The following is a 5,380-nucleotide window of genomic DNA, read 5'->3' on the forward strand; positions in this document are numbered from 1 at the left end:
GCGCAGGCCGACGTGCGCTTTACCAATCACCGCATGTCAGGTGCCATTTCGGAATTCGACGTGGTGATCCGCGACCGCAAGACCGGCGGCCAGACTGTCATAGCAGGCCTGCGCCTGCCGATGCCCGGCCGTCACAACGTCTCCAACGCGACGGCAGCAATCGCGGTCGCGCACGAACTCGGCCTGTCGGCCGAGGCGATCAAGAAGGGCCTGTCGTCCTTCGCCGGCGTCAAGCGCCGCTTCACCCATACCGGTTCGTGGGACGGCGTCGAAATATTCGACGATTACGGCCACCATCCGGTCGAGATCTCGGCGGTGCTGAAGGCGGCGCGCAGCGCCACCCAGGGTCGTGTCATCGCCATTGCCCAGCCGCATCGCTTCACCCGGCTGCATGATCTGTTCAACGAGTTTTCCACCTGCTTCAACGACGCCGACACAGTAATGGTGGCGCCGGTCTACGCGGCCGGCGAAGAGCCGATCGACGGCGTCAGCTCGGACGCGCTGGTGTCGCGCATCCGCGCCGGCGGTCATCGCGACGCGCGCTACATCGAGGGCCCGGCGGCGATTGCGCCCATCGTCCGTGACCTGGCCAAGCCGGGCGATTTCGTCGTCTTCCTTGGAGCCGGCAACATCACCCAATGGGCCTATGCGTTGCCCAAGGAGCTTGGCGGGACCGTCTCATGATGCACGGCCAGGCCCTGATCGACAGACTTGGCGACCGGCTTGCCGGCCTGCGTGGCCGCCTGACGCCGAACGCCGAGATGGACAAGATCACCTGGTTCCGTGCCGGGGGGCTGGCTGAAGCGTTGTTCCAGCCGGCCGATGAGGAGGACCTTGCCGCGTTCCTGAAAGCCGTTCCCGAAGAGATACCGCTGACGGTCGTCGGCGTCGGCTCCAACCTTCTGGTCCGCGATGGCGGCATCGAGGGCTTTGTCATTCGGCTTTCGGCCAAGGGCTTCGGCGATGCCGAGGTGATTTCGCCAATCAGGATCAAGGCGGGAGCTGCTACCCCCGACAAGCGCGTCGCAGCGGTGGCGCTCGAGGCCGGCATTGGCGGCTTTCATTTCTACCACGGCATTCCGGGTGCAATCGGCGGTGCGCTGCGAATGAATGCCGGCGCCAATGGCGTCGAGACGCGCGAGCGCGTCATCGAAGTGCGAGCACTCGATCGCAAGGGCAATGTGCAGACGCTGAGCAATGCCGATATGGGATACGCCTATCGCCATTCGGCGGCTCCTTCCGGGCTGATCTTCACCTCCGCCGTGTTCGAAGGCTTTGCCGAGGACAGGGCGACCATCAAGGCTGCGATGGAGGCCGTGCAGAACCATCGTGAGACCGTGCAGCCGATCCGCGAGAAGACCGGCGGCTCGACCTTCAAGAATCCCGACGGCACATCGGCCTGGAAGGAGATCGACAAAGCGGGCTGCCGCGGCCTGATGATCGGCGGCGCGCAGATGTCGCCGATGCATTGCAACTTCATGATCAACACCGGAACCGCGACCGGCTACGACCTTGAATATCTCGGCGAGACGGTGCGCACGCGGGTGCTGGAGAATTCCGGTATCCGGCTGCAATGGGAAATCAAGCGCATCGGCAATTTCCGGCCAGGGCATGCCGTTCAGGAGTTTCTCGGGCAGCTCCTTTAAGGTGCTGATATTCAGGTGATGCTCCGCTCCGGTTCTCGAAAGCCATCGTTTTCGACTCGGCCTGACCTGAATCTCGACACACCTAGCGCCTCGTTGAAGTTCATGTGATGCGTGAACTTCAACGAGGCGAAAAACGGTCCGCGACCGTTGCCGCAAAGACTCAACGACACGCTTTTCGCATCCATTTTCTCAGAAAGTGAATCTCTCGGAATCGTAAGCACTTGCCAGTGAATCAACTCTCTGATTCTCTGCTCGAAAGCGTTTCCTGATTTGAGTCGTTCGACGCGTTTTCAGCGTTTTCCGTCTGGGGGGCAACCTGCCGGGAGACTCTGACTCAATGTTGCGGAAAATCTGGTTTTGGTCCGCCGTGAGAGAGGGGATGCCGGGGAATGAAAAACAAGCATGTGGCCGTCCTGCTGGGTGGTTTTTCGTCCGAGCGGCCCGTGTCCCTGTCCTCCGGAAAGGCTTGCGCCGATGAGCTTGAGAAGGAAGGTTACCAGGTCACCCGCGTCGATGTCCGGCGCGATGTCGGCTCCGTGCTTGCCGAGCTCAAGCCCGATGTCGCCTTCAATGCGCTGCACGGCCCTTTCGGCGAGGATGGCACCATCCAAGGCATCCTCGAATATCTCGGCATTCCCTACACCCATTCCGGCGTGCTCGCCTCGGCTCTGGCCATGAACAAGGAGCAGGCCAAACGGGTTGCCAAGTCGGTCGGCATCGTGGTCGCCGAATCGAAGGTCGCCAGCCGCTTCGCCATCCAGAACAAGCATCCGATGAAGCCGCCCTATGTGGTCAAGCCGGTCAATGAGGGCTCAAGCTTCGGCGTCGTCATCGTGCATGAAGGCCAGTCGCATCCGCCGCAGGTTCTTGGCTCGTCGGAATGGAAATATGGCGATGCCGTCATGGTCGAGCGCTACATTCACGGCAGGGAGCTGACCTGCGCGGTGATGGGCGATGTGGCGCTGGGGGTCTGCGAGATCATCCCGACCGGCCATTCCTTCTACGACTATGATTCAAAATATGTCGCCGGGGGATCAAAGCACGAATGCCCCGCAAAAGTTTCACCGAATATTTACCAAAAAATACAAACACTGGCGCTCAAGGCTCACCAAGCGATCGGCTGTCGGGGCGTTTCCCGGTCGGACTTCCGTTATGACGATCGGCATTCCGAAAACGGCGAGATTGTCTGGCTCGAGGTCAACACCCAGCCGGGTATGACGCCGACGTCCTTGGTGCCTGAAATCGCCGCCCAGGCCGGGCACTCGTTTGGCGATTTGTTGAGTTGGATGGTGGAGGACGCTTCGTGTCTGCGTTGAAATGGGGACAGGGTAGGGAGAGGGGCGCGGCCGGTCCGGCGCTGTTCGGCCTGTCGTTGCCGTTGGACCATTTCGTGCTGCCGCGGATGCTGCGCCGCCCGGTGCGCATTATGGCGCGCCTCGGTGTCGGGGAATTCCAGGCGCCGCGCTTTTCCGCGGCCATGATGTCGGCCGTGCTGATTTTCTCGAGCAGTGCCTATGGCGCCTATCTCGGCGGTCATATCGACGGTATCGTGCAGAGCATCACCGCCCGTACCGGATTTGCCGTCGATCAGGTCAAGGTGGTGGGCAATCGCCAGACCTCGGAAATCGATATACTCGACAGGCTTGAACTCGACGGCTGGACGTCGCTGATCGGCTTTAATGCCGAGGCCGCGCGGGAACGAATTGCGACCTTGCCGTGGATCGAGGTCGCGGCGGTGCGCAAGGTCTATCCGCATACGCTGGAAGTGCGTGTCGAGGAGCGTGAGGCTTTCGCGCTCTGGCAGCAGGGTGACGAGCTTTCGGTCATCGAGAGGAATGGCGCCATGATCGCGCCGTTCTCGGGCGGCAAGCAGGTGCTTCTGCCTCTGCTGATCGGCACCGGCGCGCCGGCGAGCGCGCCCGATTTCCTGGCCAAGGTCGAAAAATATCCCGAGCTCGCGAACCGGATCAAAGGTTATATCCGTGTCGGCGAACGGCGCTGGGACCTGAAGCTGGACAATGGCATCACCATCAAGCTTCCCGAGGACGACGAGGATCAGGCCCTCGCCGAACTCGTGAAGATGGATCATGACAACGGTTTGCTGTCGCGCGACATCGCCGCCGTCGACATGCGCCTGACGGACCGGCTGGTCGTCCAGTTGACGGCGGAAGCGGCGACGCAGCGCGAAGCCGCCCTCAACGAGAAACCCAAGAGCCTGAAGCGCAAGCCGGAGACGAAGATATGAGCTGGCTTGGCAGTCCTGGCGATGCCGCGTCGCGCCGGTCTGGCACCCTGACGGTGCTGGATGTCGGTTCGAGCAAGGTCTGCTGCATGGTGGCCAAGCTCAAGCCGTGCGATGACGGCAAGCTGCTGCGCGGCCGTTCGCACCGGATCCAGGTGATCGGCATCGGCCATCAGAAGTCGCAAGGCGTGAAGTCGGGTGTCGTGGTCGATCTCGACAGGGCGGAGCATGCCATCCACCTTTCCGTCGACGCAGCCGAGCGCATGGCCGGGCTGACGGTCGATTCGCTGATCGTCAACATGACGGCCGGCCGGCTGAAGAGCGAAGCCTTCTCCGCCACCATCAATCTTGGCGGCCACGAGGCCGACGAGGCCGACATCAAGCGCGTTCTCGGTGCTGGCGCCAAGCAGGCGCTGAAGGCCGAGCGCGAAGTGATCCATTCGCTTCCCGTCGGCTTCTCGCTGGATGCCGAACGCGGCGTGCGCGATCCGCGCGGCATGGTCGGCGACGCACTCGGCGTCGACATGCATGTGCTGACCGGCGACGCCGCGCCGATGCGCAATCTGGAGCTGTCCATCAACCGTTCGCATCTGTCGGTCGAGCGCATGGTGGCGACGCCCTATGCCAGCGGGCTGGCGGCGCTGGTCGACGACGAGCTGGAAATGGGTGCGGCCTGCATCGACATGGGCGGCGGCACGACGACGATCTCGGTGTTTTCGGAAGGCAAGTTCGTCCATGGCGACGCCATCGCCATCGGCGGCAACCATGTCACGCTGGACATGGCCAAGGGGTTGTCGACCTCGCTTGATGCCGCCGAACGGCTGAAGGTGATGCATGGTTCGGCGCTGCCCGGCAGCGCCGACGATCGCGACCTGGTCTCGATCCAGCCGATCGGCGACGATGGCGACGTGCCCTTGCAGATCCCGCGCTCGGTGATGACGCGTATCGTGCGCGCCCGCATCGACGAGACGCTCGAACTGCTGCGCGACCGGCTGAACAAGTCCGGCTATGGCAATGCAGTGGGCAAGCGTGTGGTTCTTACCGGCGGCGCCAGCCAGCTTGCCGGCCTGCCGGAGGCGGCGCGCCGCATCCTGGGACGAAATGTGCGCATCGGCCGCCCGCTCGGCGTGGCCGGCCTGCCGGAAGCGGCGAAGGGGCCGGCCTTCTCGGCCGCGGTGGGGCTTCTGATCTACCCGCAGATGGCGAGCTTCGAGAGCCATCCGGCGAAAGGAATTTCCGGTCTCAAAATGACCGGAACGGGCGGAAAACTGCATCGCATGAGTCAGTGGTTGAGAGACAGTTTCTAAAATTGACGGGGACAGCCCCATAGGCGGCCGCGGCGGCGAAGCGGCGTGAAAGGCAAAGGACGGAGACAATGACCATCAATCTGCAAAAGCCGGACATCACCGAGCTTAAGCCGCGCATCACCGTGTTCGGTGTCGGCGGCGGCGGCGGCAATGCCGTCAACAACATGATCACCGCCGGTTTGCGC

Annotated in this window: 5 protein-coding genes; all 5 read left to right on the top strand. The window is 62.8% G+C overall.

Features of this window, described 5'->3' with window-relative positions:
* Positions 1–684, top strand: a 684-nt coding sequence (locus tag EN991_RS22035) for a cyanophycin synthetase (RefSeq protein WP_281058805.1), incomplete at its 5' end; no start/stop codon positions are given.
* A complete protein-coding gene (murB, locus tag EN991_RS22040) occupies positions 681–1,646 on the top strand; it encodes a UDP-N-acetylmuramate dehydrogenase (RefSeq protein WP_013530959.1) in 966 nt (321 codons plus the stop codon). The genes EN991_RS22035 and murB, both read left to right, overlap by 4 nt.
* Positions 1,647–2,035: 389 nt before the next feature.
* The gene (locus EN991_RS22045; protein ID WP_127369544.1) at positions 2,036–2,962 is read left to right on the top strand and encodes a D-alanine--D-alanine ligase; all 927 of its coding nucleotides are present in this window, start codon (positions 2,036–2,038) and stop codon (positions 2,960–2,962) included.
* The gene (locus tag EN991_RS22050; RefSeq protein WP_127369545.1) at positions 2,950–3,891 is read left to right on the top strand and encodes a cell division protein FtsQ/DivIB; all 942 of its coding nucleotides are present in this window, start codon (positions 2,950–2,952) and stop codon (positions 3,889–3,891) included. The genes EN991_RS22045 and EN991_RS22050 overlap by 13 nt, the downstream gene beginning before the upstream one ends.
* Positions 3,888–5,195, top strand: coding sequence for a cell division protein FtsA (gene ftsA, locus EN991_RS22055; RefSeq protein WP_127369546.1), 1,308 nt, complete (start codon positions 3,888–3,890; stop codon positions 5,193–5,195). Before EN991_RS22050 ends, ftsA begins: the two co-directional genes overlap by 4 nt.
* The last annotated feature ends 185 nt before the right edge of the window (positions 5,196–5,380 follow it).

Origin of the sequence: Mesorhizobium sp. M7A.F.Ca.US.005.03.2.1 (genome assembly GCF_003997795.1) — a bacterium.
Taxonomy (GTDB): Bacteria; Pseudomonadota; Alphaproteobacteria; order Rhizobiales; family Rhizobiaceae; genus Mesorhizobium; species Mesorhizobium ciceri.